Below are 20,881 nucleotides of genomic sequence, written 5' to 3'. Positions count from 1 at the left end.
CTTCGGCCAAAACCCGATTTTCACCTGCCTCCCTGTCAAACGAAAACCCGGCCTATTCTATTTACAAGGAGTGGTAACTGCTCACCACCCCTGTCATTCCCGCGAAGGCGGGAATCCAGGACAGTGCAAACTGGATCCCCGCCTTCGCGGGGATGACGAATGATCCGTACGTGCGGGGTATTGAGAATGAACCTGGGCGAGTAGTTACTAGGAGTGTTCTATTTGCTGAAGAGGCGATTCTCCATGGGAAACGGAAGCCCTCTCTCTCAGGCCCTCGACTTTTTCCTACTGCTGCTCATCGGCATGGGCCCCAAGATCGCCATGGTCCCGTTTCTCGAACTGACCCAGGGAATGGACCCGGACACCAAGCGGCGTGCCGCGAACCGCATGGTACGGGTGGCGGTCGGAACCGCCCTGTTTCTAGTCGCACTGGGGTGGCTTCTCATGCGGCTTTTACACTTCACCCCCGGCGCGGCGAATATCGCCGGCGGCATCGTGCTGCTGCTACTGGCGCTACACATGCTCATGAGTCCCGGCAAGACCACCCATCATGAACAGACCGCTGATCGTGACCCCATGCAGACCGCGGTCTATCCGCTGGCCGTTCCCTACATGCTCAACCCGGCGGGCATCGCGGCGCTGGTGACGATCTCGAGCGATATCCGTTCATTGCTGATGGCTGCGCTTGTCGTCGGCCTGGTGCTACTGGTCGGGGCGATCGACTTCCTGGTCTTCCGCAACATCGAAAAAATCGCCAGGCACCTGGACGTCTCCCGCCTGGCGGTGACCGAGGCGATATTCGGCGTGCTGCTGGCGGCCCTCGCCGTGCAACTGGTTCTCGATGGATTGGCCCAGCTGGGGCTCATCTCGCTGACCGGCCATTGAGAGGAAAGGCGTTGCGACACCAATGAATATGGAGATTCTCCCGGTACGAGTGACAGCCGCTGTCCGGAGAGGGATGCTAAAGCCCGCTCTCCTGCTCTTGGCTGCCATGACCGCATCAGCCCTGCAGGCTCAGGAGCTGGAGCCGAGGTCCTATGCCAACCTGCCGGTGGGCACCCGGTTCCTGCTCACCGGCTACTCCTACTCCGAGGGTGGCATTCTCGCGGACCCGGCCGTGCGTCTGGAAAATGCGGACGCAAAGGTCCATGCAGGCTTCGTTGGATACCTCCAGGCATTGGATGTAGCCGGCCGATCCGCCCGGCTCAAACTCCTGGTGCCCTACGCACGGCTATCCGCCAGCGGCCTACTGGCCGGACAACCCGGCGAGAGGGAGGTCTCCGGGCCGGCGGATCCGGCGTTGGGATTCTCGCTCAACCTCTACGGGGCACCCGCCGTGTCACCTGCGGAATTCGCCGACTACCAACAGAATCTGAGCGTCGCTGTCTCCTTTCTGCTGAGGTCGCCACTCGGCCAGTACGACAAGGAGAGACTCGTCAACATAGGCACCAACCGCTGGACCCTGCGCAGCGAAGTGGCCCTGTCGAAAACCCTGCGGCCGTGGACCTTCGACGCCTCGCTGGCGGCGAGCTTCTTTACCGACAATAACGAGTTTCTCGGCGACGGCACCCGTGAACAGGAACCCATCTACGCCCTCCAGCTCCACGCCATCCACGATTTCCCGTCAGGCATGTGGGCGTCCCTCGGAGGGACCTATTACGAGGGCGGCGAGGTCAACTCGACCAGCAATGGTGAATCCACCCGGCTCGTGGGCCCCCGCAACTCCCGAATCGGGGCCACTTTTTCATTTCCCGTCAATGCGAAGAACTCGATCCGACTCCAGGGAAACACTAGCGTCTCGACACGCGCTGGGACCACCTTCGATGTGGGCAGCCTGGTCTGGCAGCATCGGTGGGGCGGGAGCAAATAGTGCGCCCATGGCATGTCTGATAGGGGACCGGACGTTTGTTCCGCCTATATTTGGCGGCACGCCAGCACGGGCTCAGTTATGCGGCGCCAGGGAAGGCAGCCTATATCCGTATGAAAGGAGTCAACAGACTGTTACTCCACTGTCGGCGATGATCTTTGCCATCGCGTTGACCACCCCGGGTTTCGCTCCGCAACAGGGGAGCCCGATCGTCATGCCGGTCACTGAACTGTCCGCCACGGTGGAGAGCACCAATGCGGACAAGCGGACCCTGATCCTCGAAAAGGCCGAGGGGCATTCGATGAAGCGATAGCTACCTCGGTGAGGAAATCGTCTTAGGCCCCCGGCCTGGAGAAGAGGGGCGAGAAATCGCCCTCCTTTTTCCCTTTAGATGAGCCTGATTGGGTGCGAAGCCGGCATTTCTCGAACGCCAGCACTACGCCAACAGTTGTCATGAAGTATTTGAATCGCGCCAAGACGCGAAGAACGCCAAGACAACGACATCGATCTCTTGGCATCCTTTGCGCTTTGGCGAGAGTCTCCTATCGTGTTCAACACGTCGACTGACGCATAGGTCAACACTGGTTAGTCTCCCCGGCAACGCCAGGAGATTACCTCACTGATTTAGAAAAGCCGTATACCGAAAAAAATACTAGCAAAGGTGGCACAACCGAGCAGGATGACCGCGCCGCCAGCGACCAGCGTGGGTGTCATGGGAACCCGCTTTTTTCCCTGCTGCCTGCTAAGCCTTTTCAGGAGTTGATAATACTGCCAGGTCTGCCACACCAGCAGCACGGTCGAAACCGTTACCAGGATCATTCCAAACCGGCGCGGCCCGGTGGGCTGCCAACCGGTCGAGACGGCGCCGGACTCTTCGAGATACTGGAAGAATTTGTAGATGCTGAAGCCGAACGTCATCAACGCCAGCGAGGTACGTACCCAGGCGAGCAGTGTACGGTCGGCGGCGAAGATCGTGCGCCGCAGGGCCAGTTCGGTGCGCTCCTCGGCCAACGCCCGTCTGCTGTCGCCCGGCTTCTGCGTCTGCCTTTCCATGGCTACTCCGTTGAGGAAGCGGCCTTCCTCTCCCTCTTGATCGCTTCCTGCTCCTTTAAGAGGAAAAAATTGAGGAACGTCCTTGTAGCCTGACCGCCCGAGTTTCCCGAATTCTTGTCAGCTCGGTGCCTTCGGAGTGGTCAGGATGTTCGGGGCCAACTGAAACTCCAAGCCAGGACAAGCAAGTGCCGCAGCCGCAGGCGGGGCATCTGCTAGACGTCACGCCCGGTTTCGAGCGCGTTCTTACGCCGTTCCAAACGGTAATGACCACACCGACCCCGATGATCAGCACGCTGGCGGCCTCAGCGGCCAGCCGCAGCCGGCCGACGAGAACCTCTATTGCCTCCGCGCCGATCACCCTACGGGGTAAAGGTCTGCAGTCGCTTGGCCGCGATGCCCAGCATCATAAGGGCGGCGCCGTTGAAGATGAGCTCGATACCGATAAACAGACCAATCACCCACAGCCCGCTCTCCGGCCAACCCTGCCAGATGAGAATGCCGAGCGCGAGCGACACCACACCGTGCAGCGCCAGCCAGCCCCAGTTCGGATAGCGGGCCGATAGCGCCGCGACAATGCGGAAGATACCCACCACGATCAGGAACATCGCGATGAGCAGCGTCAAGGCAACCGCCGTGGCCGCCGGATTGGCTATGATCATGAAACCCACCACGGCGTAGAGCACCCCGACGAGGAGGTCGATAAAAAAGCCGCTCCAGGTCTTGCGCCAAACGCCGTAGGCGATCTCCATCACCCCACCGATGACCAGTAGCCAGCCGAACAGATACAGCGATGCCACCGTGGTGAAGATCGCCGAGCCGGCGGCGATGAAGCCGAGGATCATCAGGGCGATCCCGAGTCCCAAGAACCAGCCCGAATGGCGCTGCAACTCGTCGAGGCCCGCCAGATTCAGACGGTCCGCGGTTTCGGTATGTATCTTCTCTGCCATTTCCCACTCCTCCTTGTGTGCGGAACAACCACTCAGTGCGATGTGATTGCGCCGTGCTGTAACTGCTCCAGCACGCGATCCAGGTTGAACGCCGCCGGTTTCTGCCGGGGCGGGAAGTCCATGAGAGACTGTACTTGTTCGGCCACGAACGCCTGCGCGGGGACGAGAATGAAGGCGTGATCAAGCACCCAATCCCAGTAGGTGTTGGAGTTCTCGTCCGCCCGCTCGAAGGGATCGCGGCGAAGATTGAAGATCTTCGGAACGCGCAGCGGCACAAAGGGTTCGCTCCAGCAGGCGAGGGTCTTCGCGCGCTGCTCCATGAAGACCACCTTCCAGTCGCCGTACCGCAGGGCCACCAGCTGGCCGTCGTCGTTGACGTAGAAAAACGAACGGCGTGGGCTTTCGTCAGCGTCGCCCGCGAGGTAAGGGCGCAAATCGTAACCGTCGAGATAGGCCTTGAAGTGCTTGCCGTTAGCCTCGTGCCCCTGCTTGAGTTTCTCCACGACCTCGCCCTCGCCCGCCGCGGTAAGGAAAGTGGGCAACCACTCCTGGTGGGAGACGATGCCATTCAGCACGGTTCCGGCGGCAATTTGGCTCGGCCAGCGGACGAAGGCCGGCACCCGGAACGCCCCCTCCCAGTTGGTGTTCTTCTCACTGCGAAAGGGCGTGATGGCGGCATCAGGCCAGGTGTTGTAATGCGGACCGTTGTCCGTGGAATACAACACGATGGTATTGTCGGCGATGCCCAGCTCATCGAGCTTGTCCAGCAGGGTCCCGACATGGCCGTCGTGCTCGACCATTCCATCGTTGTAGGGGCCTTGGCCGCTCACGCCTCGGCTCTCCGGCTTGATGTGGGTTCGGAAGTGCATCTTGGTGGCATTCCACCAGATGAAAAAGGGCTTCCCTTCCCCCTGCGTCCGATCGATGAAGTCGAGGGTCTTCGCCGTTACCTCGTCATCGATGGTCTCCATCCGCTCCCGCGTCAGCGGCCCCGTGTCCTCGATCCGTCCGTCGGCGAAACTGTGGATGACGCCACGCGGCCCGAAACGCTGCCTGAATGCCGCGTCCTTCGGGTAGTCGGGATGTTCCGGTTCCTCTTCGGCGTTCAAGTGGTAGAGGTTGCCGAAGAATTCGTCGAAGCCGTGATTGCTGGGCAGAAACTCGTCCCTGTCGCCGAGGTGATTCTTGCCGAACTGACCCGTGGCATACCCCAGCGGCTTGAGCAGTTCGGCGATGGTCGGGTCCTCGCCCCGCAGCCCCACGTCCGCGCCGGGCATGCCCACCTTGGTCAAGCCGGTTCGAAAGGGATTTTGTCCGGTAATGAAAGTGGCCCGTCCCGCGGTGCAACTTTGCTGTCCGTAGTAGTCCGTAAACGCCGCGCCCTCGTGGCCGATGCGATCAATGTTCGGCGTGCGATAGCCCATCATGCCACGGTTGTGGTAGCTGATGTTCCACAGGCCGATATCATCGCCCCAGATGACCAAAATGTTCGGCTTCCCTGCCTTTTCCACGTGATCTCCTCCTCGATAAGCCACACTCCGGCGGTCGCCCGTCTTTCCCTTTACGCTAGTCCCAGGTTCCGATCATGCAAGACCTGAAGATGTATTCCGAAAGGGTTTTCCTCCACTACGAATCCGTTGCCGACGATACGCAGACCGTATCGGTGCGGCGGGAGCCGTGGATCGCATTTATCGCGGCTCTCCGCCGCTCCTGTGTGAGCCGTACGATGAAACCGCGTCCGCATCATCTATTTGCCGACGCGCTGCTCCCGCTTGAGCATTCGCATCACCTCCGCCGGGCTACGCTGTTGGCGGAGCAGGTTCGTCATGATCCGCATCGGCCGATCGATGTGCTTGAAGAAACGCTTGTAGCCGGCGCATAGATAGTTGAGCCCCGGCTCGCCATCCGGTGTAGTCGCAAAACGATTGCGGGGGCACTCCCCGTGGCAGGCAAACCGCACCTCGCACTCCCGGCAGTAACGGGGGAGCGTATCCCGCTTGGCGGCTCCGAACGACCGCTGTTGCGTGGATGACATCAGCTCCACCATGTGTTTTTCGGTAATGTTGCCGAGGCGATACTCGGGCTCCACGTAGTGGTCGCAGGAATAGAGATCCCCGTTGTGCTCCAGTGCCACAGCGTCACCACAAGTCTCGGCGAAGATGCACATGGAGGGCTGCAGCCCGACCCAGGAAGCAAGGGCCGACTCGAAAATTTGGAGATAAACCCGCCCGACGTCCCGCTTCACCCACTCATCGAAAATGGTGTTAAGAAACCGCCCCCACTGTTCGGGCCTGACGGAGCGCTCGGTGACAATGTCGCCCTGTTGGCTATAGAACGGCCTTGCGTGCTTGCGATCGCCCCACCCTTCGTTAGCGGCGTCACGCAATTCGGGCGTGACCCGCTCGACGATGGGGATGAATTGAATAAAACGCGCTTTCAACTCCTCGCGGAAGAATCGATAGACCCTCAGAGGTCGCATCACATTGCCGGCGTGGACGGTGCACAGAATGTTGAATTCGACCCCGTGCCGTTTCATCAGACGGGTCGCCCGCATCACCTTGTCGAACGTGGGACGGTTGTGCTTGTCCACCCGGTAGGCGTCGTGTAGCTCTCTCGGCCCATCCATCGACAGTCCGACAAGAAAGTTGTTCTCCCGCAGGAATTCACACCAGGCGTCGTTGAGCAGCGTACCGTTGGTCTGAATGGTGTGCTCGAAGGTCTTGCCGGACCGGGTGTACTTTTCCACAAGCGCCATTGCCCGCCGAAAGAAGTCCAGCCCCATCAGGGTCGGCTCTCCCCCCTGCCAAGCGATAGTAACGTGCGAACTCTCCTGCGACTCAATCAGCTGTTTGACATACGCCTCCATCACTTCGTCACGCATTCGAAAGCGGCTGCCGGGATAGAGGCTCTCTTTCGAGAGAAAGAAACAGTACTTGCAATCGAGGTTGCAAACCGCGCCGGTCGGTTTGGCGAGCACATGGAAATTGGAGGGGGCATCGCGCGGCCAAACCTTCGGCGGCTCCGGAAAAGCAGCGGGTTGCCGGCCGGCCGAACCCGGCGAACGGAAGTGCAGCGTGTGTTCACGGGTTTGCATCATTCGCCTCTCATTCCATTGGCCCATTCAAGTAAGCGGTGCCGACTTATGCCCGCCGGCACTTTGAGCATAGGGCACATTCCCATAAAGAGGTCGGGCGGCATTCTGAAACTCGCTTGGCCAATGTAGAGGAGCCAACAAATAGGCTATATTCTGGTCTATCCCGAAGCCCGGGATGAGTAATCTTTACTCTAGGGAAGGAGATCGCAATGAAAGGATTCAGCATCATTCCGGCTGCGCTGCTGGCTATGGCTTTCGCGTTCGCTTCGCAGGCACAGACCGCCGAGCAGCCGACCAAGCCGATTCTGGTGTCCGTATCCGAAACGGTGGCCACCGTGGAGGATATCGACAAGGACAAACGCCGTCTGACCCTCAAGGGGCCGGAGGGGCGCACGTTCGATCTGAAGGTGAGCGAAGAGGTGCAGAACTTCGATCAAATCGAAAAGGGCGATGAGATTGAAATCGAGTACCTGGGTTCGGTCTCCCTTCGCCTTAGTAACGAGCCGGCTCCGCCGGCCGAGTTTGCCCAGTTCACCGAAGTGGCCCCTTCCGGCGAGAAACCCCGGGTGGTTGAGGCGGCGACGCTTCAGATGGCCGCCACGGTCGACAAGATCGACAAGGACAAGCGAGAGGTCACCGTTACGGGACCGCGCGGCAATACCCGGATACTCAATGCCCCCGAGGAGGTAGACCTGGACAAACTCAACGAAGGCGACCAGATCCTGGTGACCTACACCGAAGCAGTCGCGACCTCGGTGAAAGAGCGGTCTTAAGGTTCCATCGAATCGGAGGGGGGGGCGGTTCCCCGCCCTCTCTCCGTCGAACGAAACAGCTGCTCCAAAGTAACTATTCACCCCCCCGTCATTCCCGCGAAGGCGGGAATCCACAGAACAGAAGCATGGATCAAAATGGATCCCCGCCTACGCGGGGATGACGAGTATCCTGGGACGGGGCGTTATCACCCCGGCGAGCAGTCACTCCCGATTTCAGTAGGTGCGGCATCCCTGCCGCAAACGACCTCCGAAAAAACGGCTTCGCGGCTGGAAGCCGCTCCCACTCGGATAGGAGTCTGAAGATCATCCTTAGATATCCCCGCCTCCTCCCAGTCCGCTGTGGTCAGGCGTTTCGGCCCACTGCCGGAGCGTGTCGTCTTCCCAGGCGCTGGAAATAAAGACCTCCCGCTCTTTGGCGAACTGCTCGACCACCGCTGCCCTATCGGGCGGGACAGCACGCGACAGGAACTGCAGCAGTGCCGCGAGACGCCTCTGGACCTGGAGCGATGTGGCACCGTACTGCATGATCTCCGAAAGCCCCAACCGTAGCAGGACCTCCCAACCGGGAGCGGCATAGACCACCCTGACCCTGCCCTCACGGTCCCGTACCGTCCCGATATCCAGATCCGAGTTGCCGAGCCGGTGCAACAGAAGCTCGATATGGTCGAGTGCCTGCACTGCCGTCGTGGGATCGTTGATTGCCGGCGACAGCGCGCGAATCGCCATGTCGACAAGGAGCCGCAGGGCGTATCGGGGATCGTCCCGGAAAGCGCGTTCGCGCCCTAGGATGATAGCCGAGTAGATTTTCGGCTCAGGAATCTCGGTTTCGCCTCCGCGTATCTGGGCCACCGCTTCGCCGTCACGCAGGGCGTCGCCCACCGCATAGGGAAGATGGATCACCTGGCCGGCGGGTCTGGCCAACTCCATGAGCCGCCGCGTGTCATAGCGGATGACGTAGCCCGGTGCGCCTTTGTACAGTACAGTCTGGGCAATGGGCAGCTCCGGCAGTGTCTGCCCTTCCCCGCCGCTGGCCCGGTTGGTGTTACCCGCCGTCAAGGGTGTGTACAGCCGGGCGATACTGAAGCGTCCGGCCGTGCTCAAGGCGAACAGCACATTGCCGATAGTGAGTGTCGTAAACACCCGAACCAAATTCGCCAGAATCACCACGGAAGCCAGCAGCCAGGCGAACGCCAGCCATACGGTGAAGGCGCTCACGATTTCGCCCCTCTCCAGCCCCAGGGTCCTAAGCGCCATCAGGCAATAGATGAATGTACCCGTGAAGATCCCCAGCGAGTGGCGCAGGCTGCGGACGTGGGCGAATACGCGGGTGATTCGCGGCGAGTAGGTACTGCTGCCAAACTGGACAATGACGAAAACCAGGGAAAAGACGATGCCGGTAAGGGTGATCATGCCCGAGGCGATGGTCGCCAGAATGGTGGAGATACTGGATTTGTCCAGCGGCGATACCAGCCAGGGGAAGAACCATTGATTGAACTGGGGCGCGGCATACCCCAGTGCAATGGCGCTGCCGATGTAGACCCAGGTGATCAGCCCCAGCCGCGGGCTTCGGGTGTGCTCCCGATGAAACTTGGGGACCCCCAGGCGGGCGATAATCGCACGGTAAATGGAAATCATGCCAGTTTCCCTCATTGCGTTGATCGACAGCCTAGGCCAAGTTATGCCGGCTCAACGTTCCCTCACGTACCGACGCAAACTACGGTTGACGGGGCCGCGAATTAGAAGGTAGGGAACAAATGCGAGAAGGAATGCCACCACAAGGGCCTCGATCGGATAGAACCAGCGAAACACGATGACCTGATAGACCCCGTCGATAATCAGCGCAAAGACGTAGACCCGCGCCACTGCCTTCCAACCCTCAGCGAGCAGACTACGTCGATGGCCGGGATCGGTGAATACCGCCCAGAAATAGGGCGGGCGTCTGGCCCGCGCATCCCGATAACCGTCACGAATGGCGAAGGAGAGAGCCATGATCGGCTGGAGTATCAACCGAAAGGTGAGCGGCCCGTGGATCCGATCCGCCAGGTTCTCCCAGAATCGACTGAAGATTTCATCCATGCCTTTATCCTCGGGCGCTTGTACGGTCTGCGGGATGAGAGCGTCTCCATCAACCTTTAGCCGATCTTCGGGTTGCCCGGCCGATATCGTACGGTGGCGGGATGCTGCGCAGGCCGCCAGTTTATGGCGAAGTGGCTTGGCCTCGCCTAGCCTTCCGCTTGAACAAGCACGAGCGACACAGGAGATGCAGACGTGATGAGCAGAGAAAAGGATTTCATGCGCATTGCCGCAACGTCGGTGGCCGGGCTCCTGATTTCAGGGGGTGCGTTGGCGCAGGACGTCGATCAAACCGGGTGGAAGTACGTTATCGCCCCTTATGCGTGGGGCACCAGCATCGACGGAAAAGTCACCGTGGGAGACCGTGAGGCGGATGTGAGCGCCGATTTCGGCGATGTTGTGGATTTCGTGGACACCGCCGCCGCCCTGCGCTTCGAGGCGATGAAGAAGTGGGGTTTTTTCGGTGATATCTGGTTTGCGAGCCTTTCCAATGAGGAAGAGACTCCCATCGGCAACGTCGAGGTCACTTTCGATCAGACCATTGCTGAAGCCGGCGCACTCTATGCCTTTCAATCCGACCTGGTTGGCTATTTCGGCGCCCGCTACCAACAACTGGATGGCGAGCTCGACATCCCGATCGGTGGAGAACGGAGTTCTGACAAGGATTGGACCGACGCCATTATCGGAGCCCGCTATACACCGGCACTCAGCCATCGATGGCAAGGCATTCTGCGCGCCGATGTGGGAGGGGGCGACTCGGACCTGACCTGGCTGGCCCAAGCCGGCGTAGGCTACCGGTTCAGCGACAGCTGGTCGGGACGCATCGCCTACCGCTACCTGGATACGGACTTTGACGAAGGCAATTTCCAGTGGGATATCGCCCAGGAGGGGCTGGGGCTCGGTCTGGCCTATGAATTCTGATTTCACCTTCCAGGGCGGCTCGACCGAGTCTCCCCGTATGTCATCGATGCAGAGCATCCACCAGGTCGGGCTGACCACGGAGCCTGGAGCATCGGGGGCTCAGGCACTGGCCGCAACAACGCGAAATTTCACGCTAGCCTTTCCGAGCTGCTATAGCCGAACGGAGCGCGAGCGCTGAAAGCCGGGGAGGGAGCGGACATGCCAGTGAAGACACAGCGGCCAGCCCTGAGCCACCGCCTGCTGCTCGGCCTCCCCGTTATCCTGGGCGGGATGCTCGCGCTGGCCGCCCCCCTCCTGGCCGGTTCCACCTCCGCCGCGGTTTTGGGCTTTCTGTTAGTTGCCGCTGGCGGCGTTCAGATCGTCAATCTGCTCGTCACCCCTGGAGGGATACCTAGCAAAGCCGCCTTCGTTGCACCCGGCGCTTCGGTGGTCGCCGGCCTGCTGCTTATGGAGGCTCCCGGTTTTACCTTTTCGGCTCTTGCCGCGCTGCTGGGACTGGCCATTGTCGTAGACGGCGGCGGCAAAGTGGTCGCCGGGCTGCGGTCCGGGGCCCGAGAGATCGCACCGTGGGCGGCAGTCGATGGCGGTTTCAAGGTCTTGTTGGGGCTGGCGGTCGCCCTGCAGTGGCCGATCGCCGGCGAGTGGTCCCTTGGCGTCGTAGTGGGACTCTGGCTTCTCTCAACCGGATGGGAACTCCTATCGGGCAAGGAGCCGAAGCCGGTCAGCGCCGAGGAGGTGGACATCACCAAACGCCACCCGGACCCGAAGCTAAAGCTGCCCCCGAATCCGCTCTTCGCCCGGGTGCGTGAGCGGTTCCTGGCCGAAGAGAAGCCGCGCCACCAAATCTCAAGATACTGGCGATGGGTCTTCATTCTCACCTTTTTCATTATTCATGCCGGCCGGATGCAGGTGGAGGGCACGGTTGGTGGCTGGTGGGGACCGGCAATGGCCACCGTGGGGGATGTTCTTGTCGCCCTGCTGCTGGCCTTTCTGGTAGTAGGCCCGGTGCGCCTGTTTTGGCGCTGGCTGACCCGGCCTTGGGAGCGCCGTGCCTGGCGGCGCTACCTGAGGCGACTGGACAGCGACCCGGACGCCCGCCCCTCGTTCCGCGAGCGTTGGGTCCTGCGGCGCATGCGCGCCGATCTCTATGACCTGCGCGGGCGCCGCTCGCCGAGCGCGATTATTGGGTGGGGTCTTACCTACGGGCTGCCCCTTGCGGCGGTGTTGGTGGCGATTACGCCGGTTTTGGGTTTCAGCTGGTTCTTCAACACCGAGAGTTGGACGGCCGCGCTCAATGAGCAGTGGGCCACCGAGCGCACCGATCCGTGGCGAGAGGCGATGGTCAAGGCAGTTCGGGAGGAATTCCCGACAGTGAGCGATAGCGAACGCTTCCAGGTGAACCCGGAGGGGGTACAGGGCGGCGATTTCAGTTTCCTGGTGATCGGCGATCCGGGCGAGGGGGATCCATCGCAGTACGTGTTGCATGACCAGATTCTGCGTGTCGGGAACCGGCCGGAAGTGAAGTTCATGGTGATCTCTTCCGACGTCATCTACCCCTCCGGCGAGATACATGACTACGAAGACAAGTTCTATCTTCCCTTCAAAGGCTTCGACGAGCCTATTTACGCTATACCAGGCAATCATGACTGGTTCGACGGCCTGGATGGTTTCAGCGCGAACTTTTTTGAGCCGAAAGCGGCCGTGACGGCCATGCGGGCGCGGCGCACGGCGGATCTGAACCTCACCGCTCCGACCGAAGAGCAGGTCGACGATTTGGTCAGCCGGGCCAGGGCGCTTCGCGACTACTACGGCCTTTCGGTCGCCCATCAGCGCGGGCCATTTTTCGAGCTGCAGACCGACGACTTTGCCCTGCTGGCGCTCGACACCGGTGTATTGCGCACCACCGACCCGGCGCAGATGGCCTGGTTCCGTAATGCACTCGACCGCGCACGGGACAAGTTCAAAATGGTGATTTTGGGACACCCGCTCTACGCAACCGGCCGCTATCAGGGTAATGCCAATCCCGACTTCCGCGCGATCCATCATTTGCTGCGGGAGCACAGCGTCGAGGTGGTCATGGCAGGCGATACCCATGCCTTCGAGTTCTACCGGGAACCGGGTACGGAGAGCGCTCGGCCGACACTCTACTTCACCAACGGCGGCGGTGGGGCCTACCTCAGCATCGAGTCGCCGCTGGACTGGGCGGAGCAACCGCCGGTCAAGAATTGGGCCTATTACCCGCGCACCGATCGAATCACCGCCAAGCTCGACGCCCAGGTGCCGCTGTGGCAAAGGCCGCTTTGGCTATGGGTGAAGCACTTCGACGCATGGCCGATGTCGATCCAGCCGTTGGCCACCGCTTTCAGTTACGACAAGGCGCCTTTTTTCCAAAGCTTCATGGAGGTTCGCGTGGAGCGTTCGGCCAACCGCGTGCTGCTGCGGCTCTATGGGGTCCAAGGGGCTTTACGTTGGAGGGATTTGCAGATCGGCGGCGAAGTACTTCCATCAGGCAAGGGGAGAAATGACAACGTCGAGTTCGTCGTGCCCCTGAATTCGACCGAATAAATTAAAGCGGTCAAACGGACGCATCCGCATGACCGCGTGGGCCAATACGCTGCTGGTAACGGGTACGGTTTTTCTCACAACCTTGAGTATCCAGGGACTGGTTGCGATAGGCCTTTTACGGGGAACCGGGGAATCGGCCAACGCGTGATGCCGAAATACCCCTATTGGGACGCTACTTTGTTGCTGGAATTGACGCTGTTGGCGCTGCTACAGATGGCCGTATGGGCCGCCGTCTTAGTCCTTTGTGGCGAGTTTGTCGAATACACGGCGGCGTTCTACCACTCGGCCGTGAATTTCACCACGCTGGGTTACGGCGACATCGTGATGTCCGAGCGCTGGCGTGTGCTTGGCCCCCTCGAGGCCGTCAACGGCATACTGATGCTGGGTCTGTCCGCTTCGATGCTGTATGCGACCTTTACCCGTATCGGTCAAGCGATGGCCGAGCAACCAAATAGAGGTTCCTAGGGCTCACCCATGCTTCGTCGAAGATCGACTAACGATTGCTGACTGACGCTGAACAGGGTCTGTCCCGGCCGGTCGATATCGATAACCAGCATCAACACCATCGACAACGTCATCGCCAGCAGGACCGTGACCAACCAACTACGCCCACCCGATAGCCCGGCGTGCACCCCCACCACCGTGATCGCGGCAAAGGCAAGAAAATAGAGGGCGCTCCACACGCTCCGCGGTATTCGGTAGCGGGCGACTGTCATGCGGGTCTCGTGCAGGTCGATCACTTCGTTGAGCGAATCGATGAACAGCCCCAGCGTAACCGCGCGCGGGAATTCCTTGCCCAGGGTCACCGCATGCTGCCAAAGCTGCTCGTGGATTTCCGTCGATTCGGCGACGGCTAGGCGCAGTTCCTCTAACGACTCGGCTTCCGCCCCTTCGATCCGCAGTTCGACGTAGCGCTTGAGCAGCGTTTCAATTTGAGCATCGTGTGGCGCCGGCAGCAACTGCGAACGCAGCCATGTCGTGCCGATGGCGTTTGCTTCATCCAGCACCGCCTGCTTGCGGGCGTCTAAACGGTTTCCGGCCATACCGAAGGAGAAGGCGAGCATAAAGGCAAGCAGCCCAAGAGACGCGGCCATGATCGCACCTGTCTGCGAAGATTCCGCCACATCAGTGGATTGCCAGCGTTTGCCGACCCGGAAGCCCACTTCGCTGAAAGCAAGCAGCAATACGACCGAAAGCAGGAAGATAGCCCAGAGCGGAAGATAGTCGAGATAGCGAATGGGTAATATGTCCGACATCCCAGCGACACTCCGTGTCGTTCCGCTACGGGGGCGCGGCCTGTCTTGAACTCGCGCTTCGCGTTCGAAGGGGTGAGGCCCGTTGTTCCAAAAGTGTAGCTAACCGCTCCGCCTTCGTGCGTTTAGATCCTTCCAATTATCGACTTATGGGGGCGCGAGTCGAGAGCTTCATCGTTGAGGCGCTATCGCCCCTGAAAACCGGGTTGCGGAGAGTGGCTATTCTACAGCGCCAGACGAATGACGTACCCCGTCCTCGATATTGGGGGCAGGGACGACTCCAGAGTAAACGGCGTTCCGGAGCGCACTGTGGCTCATGCCGAGACTGCCAGTGCATCCCCGATCGGGATGCAACCATCCGAAAGAAGTACTGCGGCATCAACTTGAAGGGGTGATCTGATCCCTACTCCACCGTTACCGATTTCGCCAGGTTTCGCGGCTGGTCCACATCCGTGCCCTTGAGCACGGCCACGTGATAGGCGAGTAGCTGCAGGGGGACCGTGTAGAGAATGGGAGAGGTGACTGTGTCGACAGCATCGAGTTCAAGCACGTGATCGCCGTCGTCCATGTGAATGCCTTTGCCTGCAAAGACGAACAGTTCGCCGCCCCGGGCCCGGACTTCCTGCAGATTGGATTTAAGCTTTTCCAGCAGGGAGTCGTTGGGCGCCACGGTGATGATGGGCATTTCGCTGTCCACCAGTGCCAGGGGACCGTGTTTGAGCTCGCCCGCCGGGTAGGCCTCGGCGTGGATGTAGGAGATCTCCTTGAGCTTGAGTGCTCCCTCCATGGCCACCGGAAAGTGCGGGCCACGGCCGAGAAACAGGGCATGGCGCTTTTCCGCGAAGTGACTGGCCATGGCCTCGATTTGGCTATTGAGTTCCACGGCACGCTCCACCTGACGCGGAAGTTGCTCCAATGCGGCGACAATCGACTCCTCCCGTCCGGTCTGTGCGAGGCGATGCCGACGCCCAACGGCAATCACCAACAGAAGCAGCGAGACCAGCTGAGTCGTGAACGCCTTCGTGGAGGCGACACCGATTTCGGGGCCGGCCCGGGTCATGAGTACCAGGTCGGTCTCGCGTACCAGCGAGCTTTCCGGAACATTGCAGATCGCCAGGGTATGGTCGGCAAATCCGGTGCGCCGAGCCTCCCGGAGAGCAGCCAGCGTATCGGCCGTCTCACCGGACTGGGAGATCAGCACCAGGAGATTGCCCTCCTCGGGAATCGGCTCCCGATAGCGGAACTCGCTGGCGACCTCGACGCTGCACGGCACGCCCGCGATACCCTCGAACCAGTAGCGGGCCACCATCCCGGCGTGATAGCTGGTGCCACAGGCCACGATGGTGACGCGGCGCACCTGGTCGAGAACGGCACCGGCTTCGTGGCCCAGGCTGGCCTCGAGGAGCCGTCCCGCGCTGATGCGACCCTCCAGCGTGTCGGCGATGGCCCGCGGCTGTTCATGGATCTCCTTGAGCATGTAGTGGCGGAACTCACCACGCTCGACGGAATCGGCAGAGAGTTCGGAATCTCTGATGGGGCGGGTGACCTTCCTTCCGTCGCCATCGTAGATCACGACACGTTCGCGGTTGATGTCGGCAATATCACCCTCTTCCAGGAAGATGAAGCGGCGGGTAACCGGTAACAGGGCCGCCACGTCGGAGGCGATGAAGTGCTCACCAATGCCAATACCGATGACCAAAGGACTACCCTGTCGGGCCGCCACCAACCGCTCCGGGTCACGATCGGTGATAACGCCAAGGGCGAACGCCCCTTCAAGATCGGAGGCAGTGTTTCTGACCGCATCGAGGAGGTCGCACCCCTCGTGCAGATAATCGTGAATCTGGTGGACGACGACCTCGGTGTCGGTCTCGGAGGTAAAGAGGTAATCCCGTGCCAGCTGGCGGCGCCGCAGCTCTTCGTGGTTTTCGATGATGCCGTTGTGGACCACGGCCACCATATTGCGACAAACGTGCGGATGGGCATTGTTTCCACTGGGCCTGCCGTGAGTGGCCCACCGGGTATGGGCGATGCCGATGTTGCCGGTCAATGCCTGTCCGTCCAGGGCATCCGCCAGTCCGTCGACCTTCCCCGGCAGACGCACGCGCTGCAAGGCCCCTTCCTCATCGATGACGGCTACCCCTGCCGAATCATAGCCCCGATACTCGAGGCGACGCAGGCCTTCGATGAGAATCGGAACGACATCCCTTTCCGCTACTGCTCCGACGATTCCGCACATGCTCTAAACCTCAATGTTCAGTTGCTAGTTGCTAGTTGCTAGTTGCTAGTTGCTAGTTGCTAGTTGCTAGTTGCTAGTTGCTAGCAACGCACATAACAGTCACCTTTTTCAACGCTATCCTAGCAACTAGCCACTCGCAACTAGCCACTTTTCTTAATCGGCCGTTTCCAGCCCTTGATGGTGATCTGCTTGCTCCGGCTGAGGGTCAGTTCGCCCACCGGAGTGTCTTTGGTAATGGTAGATCCGGCACCGATGGTTGTACCATCAGCGACGTCAACCGGAGCCACGAGTTGCGTATCGGAACCGATGAAGACAGCGTCGCCGATGACCGTCTGATGCTTGTTGGCGCCGTCGTAGTTGCAAGTAATGGTGCCGGCACCAACGTTGACATCGGAACCCATGGTGGTATCGCCGATGTAGCTGAGGTGGTTGACCTTGGAGCCGGGGCCGATGCGGCTCTTCTTTACTTCCACGAAGTTGCCCACCTTGGCCCCTTCGGCCATCTCCGTGCCGGGACGGATGCGGGCAAAGGGGCCGACCTGGCAATTCGGTCCAATGCGGGCCTGTTCGATGATGCTCATCGGCTCGACGGTAGTGCCCTCTCCGATAACCGCGTCCCGCAGGATGCAATTGGCGCCGATGGTGACTCCGTCTCCGAGGGCGACCTCACCCTCGACGAGAACATTGACATCGATACGGACATCCCGGCCTACCCGCAAGGTACCGCGCAGATCGAATCGAGCCGGATCGATCAACATCGTCCCGTCACGCATCAACTCCTCGGCGCGACGGCGCTGATAGCTGCGCTCCAGGGCGGCAAGTTGTACTCGATCGTTGACACCCAGTATCTCTTCGAGATCGTCGTCGATCACCGCTTCCACGGCGACCCCGTCGGCACGGGCGAGGGCGATAATATCGGTGAGGTAGTACTCGCCCTGGACGTTGTCGTTTTCGATCCGGCCCAGCCACTCCTTGAGGCGTGCGGCAGGCATGGCCATCATGCCCGTATTGACTTCGCAAACACTCCGCTCCTCTGCTGTGGCGTCCTTCTGCTCGACGATACGCTGCACCCGGCCTTTACGGTCCCGGAGGATCCGGCCGTAACCGTGGGGATCATCCAGGAGCGCCGTCAGCAGCACCAACCGGTCTCCGGATACGGCATTGACAAGCCGCTGAAGCGTGTTCCGCCCGATAAGCGGCACGTCGCCATAAAGGATCAGGGCCGTCGCCTCGTCGGCGACTCCAGGCAGCGCGGCAGCTACCGCATGGCCGGTCCCGAGTTGCTCCACCTGTTCGGCCCAGTGCACCGACTCCTCTTCGAAGGTGTCGATGACCTGTTTGCCGCCATAACCGTAGACGACGTGTATCCCGGTCGGCTCAAGCTGTCGGGCCGTATCGAGGACGTGGCCGAGCAGCGGCTTTCCCGCGAGGGGATGAAGAACTTTCGGGAGGGACGAGCGCATGCGCGTACCCTGTCCCGCAGCCAGAATAATGACTTCCAGATAATTGCTCATTGACGATTGAGGCGTTGCTTTGAGGTCAGTGTAGCGTGCCGGTCCGCTCCTGCACGTCCCCGGCTGCAACCTCTTCGGGAGTCGCGTCGCGGATGTCGGAAACTGTGACGTGGAACGTCAAATCCTTGCCGGCGAACGGGTGATTTCCGTCGAGCGTGACGGTTCCTTCGTCGACGTGAGTGACCACCATGGTGAGTTTTTCGCCCTTTTCGTTTTCAAACTCGGCCTGGGCCCCCAACTTGCGATAGTCGGGTGGAACGTTTTCGATGGCATCGGAAAAGGATTTGGCAGGGTCCCACTCACCGAAACCCTCTTTGGCCGACAGGTTGACCGTAACCTCGTCGCCCACCATCTTACCCTCGAGCGCCCGTTCGATGGGTTCGAAAAGCCCGCGGTCACGGCCGTGCAGATAGGATACGGGAACTTCGATCTGTTCGACGACCTCCTGCCTGTCATCCAGGATGCTGTAGGTCACCGAGACGACTTTATTGACGCCTACCCGGGGCTCACTCATCGCTTGCACTCCTCCCAACGAAAAAAGGGGCAGTTTAGCACTGCCCCTCTCTATTCTCACTAAATGGGAAGCTTCACCGCAGAGGACACAGTGAACCGAGCCTCCAGCGGCAATCGTTCCCGCTCGTTTCGCCCAATGCTAGCCGGTATTTACTCTGGGTTCTCTGTGGTTACCTACCCTAGCGGTTAGCGACGGCCCTGGCGCTGCCGCAGACGTCGAATGGTCTGCAACTGTGCGGCGGCCTGTGCCAGCTCCGCTTCGGCCAGGGCGTACTCTCCGTCGGAGAGCCGGTCCTTCATCGCCTGCTCGGCACGCTCTTTCGCCTGCCGGGCGGCGGCCTCGTCGAGGCTCTTGGCACGCACCGCGATATCCGCCAGAACGGTCACCGTGTGCGGCTGAATCTCGATCATCCCGCCGGAAACGAAGTAAAACTCCTCTTCGCCGCCCGGCATCCGAACACGCACCTCACCGGGCGCCAGCTGCGTCAGCAGCGGGGCGTGGCGGGGCATGATGCCCAATTCGCCCTCAGCTGCCGGAGCAAACACAGCTTCCACCGTACCGGAGTAGATCTCCGACTCGGCAGAGACGATGTCGACGTGCATTGTCATTGACATAGCTTCAGTTCCAAGTGACCAGTGTCAAGGTGAAAACATCCGGGCTAGAGAGACTTCGCCTTCTCCACGGCTTCCTCGATGGTGCCGACCATATAGAACGCCTGTTCCGGCAGATGGTCGTATTCACCCTCGACAATGCCCTTGAAGCCCCGAATCGTCTCCTTCAGCGAGACATACTTGCCGGGCGCCCCGGTGAAGACCTCGGCCACGAAGAACGGCTGCGAGAGAAAGCGCTGGATTTTCCGGGCGCGAGTCACCGTCTGCTTGTCCTCTTCAGAAAGCTCGTCCATGCCCAGGATTGCAATGATGTCACGCAACTCTTTGTAGCGCTGCAGCGTACCCTGGACCGCACGGGCCACGTCGTAGTGGTCGTTGCCAACGACCAGCGGGTCGAGCTGGCGGGAAGTGGAATCCAGCGGATCCACGGCCGGATAGATACCCAGCTCGGCGATCTGACGGGACAACACCACCGTGGCGTCCAGGTGCGCGAAAGTGGTCGCCGGGGACGGGTCGGTCAAATCATCCGCCGGGACATACACGGCCTGAATGGAGGTGATCGAGCCGGTCTTGGTGGAGGTAATACGCTCCTGAAGCTGGCCCATCTCCTCAGCCAGCGTCGGCTGGTAACCGACTGCAGAGGGCATACGACCCAGCAGGGCGGAGACCTCGGTGCCGGCCAGGGTGTAGCGGTAGATGTTATCGATGAACAGCAACACGTCGCGACCCTCATCACGGAAGTACTCCGCCATGGTCAGGCCGGTCAGTGCGACACGCAGGCGGTTGCCCGGTGGCTCGTTCATCTGACCGTAAACGAGTGCTACCTTGTCGAGAACGTCCGACTCCTTCATCTCGTGATAGAAGTCGTTACCCTCGCGGGTGCGCTCGCCGACACCGGCGAACACCGAGTAGCCGCTGTGCTCGATGGCGATGTTGCGGATGAGCTCCATCATGTTGACGGTCTTGCCCACGCCCGCACCGCCGAACAGGCCGACCTTACCGCCCTTGGCGAACGGGCAGACCAGATCGATAACCTTGATACCCGTCTCCAGCAGTTCGGTACTGGCGGCAAGCTCTTCGTAGATAGGCGCCTTGCGGTGAATCGCCCAGCGCTGCTCTTCACCGACATCGCCGGCTTCGTCGATGGGATTACCCAGGACGTCCATAATACGGCCCAGCGTGGCCTTACCGACCGGCACCGAAATCGGTGCACCGCTGTTGCCCACATCCATGCCACGCTTGAGCCCGTCGGACGAGCCCATGGCGATGGTACGCACGACCCCGTCACCGAGCTGCTGCTGCACCTCGAGGGTCAAGCCCAGCTCTTCGACGTTCAGGGCGTCGTAGACCTTGGGCATGGCATCGCGCGGAAATTGTGCGTCGACCACCGCGCCGATGATTTGAACGATCTTTCCAGAACTCATGGTAAGTCCCCTTAAAATACTCGAAACCTTGCTGCG

18 protein-coding genes are annotated in these 20,881 nt (G+C 60.6%); 6 read left to right on the top strand and 12 right to left on the bottom strand.

Going from position 1 to position 20,881, the window contains the following annotated elements; translation table 11 throughout:
• Positions 1 to 243: 243 nt before the first annotated feature.
• Both Q7L05_RS04295 and Q7L05_RS04290 read left to right on the top strand, forming a co-directional pair.
• Positions 244 to 885 (top strand): MarC family protein, encoded by a 642-nt coding sequence (locus tag Q7L05_RS04295; protein WP_303902460.1) that lies wholly within the window; start codon positions 244 to 246, stop codon positions 883 to 885.
• 73 nt (positions 886 to 958) lie between these two features.
• Positions 959 to 1,870, top strand: a complete 912-nt coding sequence (locus Q7L05_RS04290; protein ID WP_303902458.1) for a transporter — start codon at positions 959 to 961, stop codon at positions 1,868 to 1,870.
• A gap of 621 nt (positions 1,871 to 2,491) precedes the next feature.
• Here the strand turns inward: Q7L05_RS04290 and Q7L05_RS04285 are convergent.
• From Q7L05_RS04285 to Q7L05_RS04270, 4 genes are all read right to left on the bottom strand, one after another.
• Entirely contained in the window at positions 2,492 to 2,920 is a 429-nt protein-coding gene (locus Q7L05_RS04285; RefSeq protein ID WP_303902455.1) for a YidH family protein, read from the bottom strand.
• Positions 2,921 to 3,279: 359 nt separating this feature from the next.
• Positions 3,280 to 3,867, bottom strand: a complete 588-nt coding sequence (locus Q7L05_RS04280; protein WP_303902452.1) for an HdeD family acid-resistance protein — start codon at positions 3,865 to 3,867, stop codon at positions 3,280 to 3,282.
• A gap of 32 nt (positions 3,868 to 3,899) precedes the next feature.
• The gene (locus tag Q7L05_RS04275; RefSeq protein WP_303902450.1) at positions 3,900 to 5,378 is read right to left on the bottom strand and encodes an arylsulfatase; all 1,479 of its coding nucleotides are present in this window, start codon (positions 5,376 to 5,378) and stop codon (positions 3,900 to 3,902) included.
• Between the two features lie 236 nt (positions 5,379 to 5,614).
• Positions 5,615 to 6,964, bottom strand: a complete 1,350-nt coding sequence (locus Q7L05_RS04270; protein ID WP_303902447.1) for an anaerobic sulfatase-maturation protein — start codon at positions 6,962 to 6,964, stop codon at positions 5,615 to 5,617.
• Positions 6,965 to 7,170: 206 nt separating this feature from the next.
• On the opposite strand from Q7L05_RS04270, the gene Q7L05_RS04265 reads away from it, so the two are divergent.
• The gene (locus Q7L05_RS04265; RefSeq protein ID WP_303902445.1) at positions 7,171 to 7,734 is read left to right on the top strand and encodes a hypothetical protein; all 564 of its coding nucleotides are present in this window, start codon (positions 7,171 to 7,173) and stop codon (positions 7,732 to 7,734) included.
• 309 nt (positions 7,735 to 8,043) lie between these two features.
• Here the strand turns inward: Q7L05_RS04265 and Q7L05_RS04260 are convergent, their stop codons facing one another.
• Complete coding sequence (locus Q7L05_RS04260) at positions 8,044 to 9,369, bottom strand: DUF2254 domain-containing protein (RefSeq protein ID WP_303902442.1); 1,326 nt, start codon at positions 9,367 to 9,369, stop codon at positions 8,044 to 8,046.
• A 51-nt stretch (positions 9,370 to 9,420) separates the two neighbouring features.
• The gene (locus Q7L05_RS04255; protein WP_303902439.1) at positions 9,421 to 9,810 is read right to left on the bottom strand and encodes a hypothetical protein; all 390 of its coding nucleotides are present in this window, start codon (positions 9,808 to 9,810) and stop codon (positions 9,421 to 9,423) included.
• Between the two features lie 195 nt (positions 9,811 to 10,005).
• Here Q7L05_RS04255 and Q7L05_RS04250 point away from each other — a divergent pair, with 195 nt between their 5' ends.
• The 3 genes from Q7L05_RS04250 (at position 10,006) to Q7L05_RS04240 (ending at position 13,758) form a co-directional block, all read left to right on the top strand.
• Entirely contained in the window at positions 10,006 to 10,728 is a 723-nt protein-coding gene (locus tag Q7L05_RS04250) for an outer membrane protein (protein WP_303902436.1), read from the top strand.
• Between the two features lie 198 nt (positions 10,729 to 10,926).
• Complete coding sequence (locus Q7L05_RS04245; RefSeq protein WP_303902433.1) at positions 10,927 to 13,293, top strand: metallophosphoesterase; 2,367 nt, start codon at positions 10,927 to 10,929, stop codon at positions 13,291 to 13,293.
• Between the two features lie 147 nt (positions 13,294 to 13,440).
• Positions 13,441 to 13,758, top strand: a complete 318-nt coding sequence (locus Q7L05_RS04240) for a potassium channel family protein (RefSeq protein WP_303902430.1) — start codon at positions 13,441 to 13,443, stop codon at positions 13,756 to 13,758.
• Here Q7L05_RS04240 and Q7L05_RS04235 read toward each other — a convergent pair.
• The 6 genes from Q7L05_RS04235 to atpD all read right to left on the bottom strand — a co-directional run bounded on the left by Q7L05_RS04235 (position 13,755) and on the right by atpD (position 20,845).
• Positions 13,755 to 14,549 carry a bestrophin-like domain gene (locus tag Q7L05_RS04235; protein WP_303902427.1) on the bottom strand — a complete coding sequence of 265 codons (795 nt, stop codon included), beginning with the start codon at positions 14,547 to 14,549 and terminating at the stop codon, positions 13,755 to 13,757. The two genes, Q7L05_RS04240 and Q7L05_RS04235, sit on opposite strands and share 4 nt — an antisense overlap.
• Before the next feature lie 400 nt (positions 14,550 to 14,949).
• The gene (gene glmS, locus Q7L05_RS04230; RefSeq protein WP_303902425.1) at positions 14,950 to 16,782 is read right to left on the bottom strand and encodes a glutamine--fructose-6-phosphate transaminase (isomerizing); all 1,833 of its coding nucleotides are present in this window, start codon (positions 16,780 to 16,782) and stop codon (positions 14,950 to 14,952) included.
• 140 nt (positions 16,783 to 16,922) lie between these two features.
• Positions 16,923 to 18,296 (bottom strand): bifunctional UDP-N-acetylglucosamine diphosphorylase/glucosamine-1-phosphate N-acetyltransferase GlmU, encoded by a 1,374-nt coding sequence (glmU, locus tag Q7L05_RS04225; RefSeq protein WP_303902422.1) that lies wholly within the window; start codon positions 18,294 to 18,296, stop codon positions 16,923 to 16,925.
• 25 nt (positions 18,297 to 18,321) lie between these two features.
• Positions 18,322 to 18,810: an FKBP-type peptidyl-prolyl cis-trans isomerase gene (locus Q7L05_RS04220; protein ID WP_303902419.1), complete on the bottom strand. Its 489-nt coding sequence runs from the start codon at positions 18,808 to 18,810 to the stop codon at positions 18,322 to 18,324.
• A 185-nt stretch (positions 18,811 to 18,995) separates the two neighbouring features.
• Positions 18,996 to 19,424: a F0F1 ATP synthase subunit epsilon gene (locus Q7L05_RS04215; protein ID WP_303902416.1), complete on the bottom strand. Its 429-nt coding sequence runs from the start codon at positions 19,422 to 19,424 to the stop codon at positions 18,996 to 18,998.
• A 44-nt stretch (positions 19,425 to 19,468) separates the two neighbouring features.
• Complete coding sequence (gene atpD / locus Q7L05_RS04210) at positions 19,469 to 20,845, bottom strand: F0F1 ATP synthase subunit beta (protein WP_303902413.1); 1,377 nt, start codon at positions 20,843 to 20,845, stop codon at positions 19,469 to 19,471.
• Positions 20,846 to 20,881 lie beyond the last annotated feature (36 nt).

The sequence above is a fragment of the Thiohalomonas denitrificans genome (assembly GCF_016841685.1).
Lineage (GTDB): Bacteria > Pseudomonadota > Gammaproteobacteria > Thiohalomonadales > Thiohalomonadaceae > Thiohalomonas > Thiohalomonas denitrificans_A.
Note: the sequence above shows the minus strand (reverse complement) of the source record. Positions and strands in the feature narration are given on the sequence as shown.

Coding starts and splice junctions, on each gene's coding strand:
- Q7L05_RS04295 (WP_303902460.1), top strand. CDS start 244: ATGGGAAACGGAAGCCCTCTCTCTCAGGCCCTCGACTTTTTCCTACTG.
- Q7L05_RS04290 (WP_303902458.1), top strand. CDS start 959: ATGCTAAAGCCCGCTCTCCTGCTCTTGGCTGCCATGACCGCATCAGCC.
- Q7L05_RS04285 (WP_303902455.1), bottom strand. CDS start 2,920: ATGGAAAGGCAGACGCAGAAGCCGGGCGACAGCAGACGGGCGTTGGCC.
- Q7L05_RS04280 (WP_303902452.1), bottom strand. CDS start 3,867: ATGGCAGAGAAGATACATACCGAAACCGCGGACCGTCTGAATCTGGCG.
- Q7L05_RS04270 (WP_303902447.1), bottom strand. CDS start 6,964: ATGATGCAAACCCGTGAACACACGCTGCACTTCCGTTCGCCGGGTTCG.
- Q7L05_RS04265 (WP_303902445.1), top strand. CDS start 7,171: ATGAAAGGATTCAGCATCATTCCGGCTGCGCTGCTGGCTATGGCTTTC.
- Q7L05_RS04260 (WP_303902442.1), bottom strand. CDS start 9,369: ATGATTTCCATTTACCGTGCGATTATCGCCCGCCTGGGGGTCCCCAAG.
- Q7L05_RS04255 (WP_303902439.1), bottom strand. CDS start 9,810: ATGGATGAAATCTTCAGTCGATTCTGGGAGAACCTGGCGGATCGGATC.
- Q7L05_RS04250 (WP_303902436.1), top strand. CDS start 10,006: ATGAGCAGAGAAAAGGATTTCATGCGCATTGCCGCAACGTCGGTGGCC.
- Q7L05_RS04245 (WP_303902433.1), top strand. CDS start 10,927: ATGCCAGTGAAGACACAGCGGCCAGCCCTGAGCCACCGCCTGCTGCTC.
- Q7L05_RS04240 (WP_303902430.1), top strand. CDS start 13,441: ATGCCGAAATACCCCTATTGGGACGCTACTTTGTTGCTGGAATTGACG.
- Q7L05_RS04235 (WP_303902427.1), bottom strand. CDS start 14,549: ATGTCGGACATATTACCCATTCGCTATCTCGACTATCTTCCGCTCTGG.
- glmS (WP_303902425.1), bottom strand. CDS start 16,782: ATGTGCGGAATCGTCGGAGCAGTAGCGGAAAGGGATGTCGTTCCGATT.
- glmU (WP_303902422.1), bottom strand. CDS start 18,296: ATGAGCAATTATCTGGAAGTCATTATTCTGGCTGCGGGACAGGGTACG.
- Q7L05_RS04220 (WP_303902419.1), bottom strand. CDS start 18,810: ATGAGTGAGCCCCGGGTAGGCGTCAATAAAGTCGTCTCGGTGACCTAC.
- Q7L05_RS04215 (WP_303902416.1), bottom strand. CDS start 19,424: ATGTCAATGACAATGCACGTCGACATCGTCTCTGCCGAGTCGGAGATC.
- atpD (WP_303902413.1), bottom strand. CDS start 20,845: ATGAGTTCTGGAAAGATCGTTCAAATCATCGGCGCGGTGGTCGACGCA.